The organism is Thermus sp. FJN-A (genome assembly GCF_054655095.1).
Genome location: NZ_BAAHSC010000235.1, coordinates 1 through 236, shown reverse-complemented (window position 1 = coordinate 236; position 236 = coordinate 1). Strand labels below are relative to the sequence as shown.

1 pseudogene is annotated in these 236 nt (G+C 71.6%); it reads right to left on the bottom strand.

Annotated features, from left to right (window positions below):
* Window positions 1-236 (bottom strand): annotated as a pseudogene (locus ACYQ0J_RS13545) (hypothetical protein); the annotation flags it as partial.

Sequence of the window (236 nt, the reverse complement as noted above, 5' to 3'; positions counted from 1 at the left end):
CCCGCCCCGCGGCGCTCCGGGCGGCCCTGTGGTGGGCCTCGGCGGCCTCCTTCAGGATGCGGTCCACCTCTTTCTCCGTGAGGACCAGCCCCGGGACCAGGTTTTCCTGGAGGTACTCCACCACCTGGCGCACGGCCCAGTCCTGAAGGTTCTTGTTCAGGCGCCCCGTGACCTCCGTGACCGAGGGGACCCTCTCCCACCTCTCCCCGTCCCGGGAGACCTCGTAGCCGCCCCCG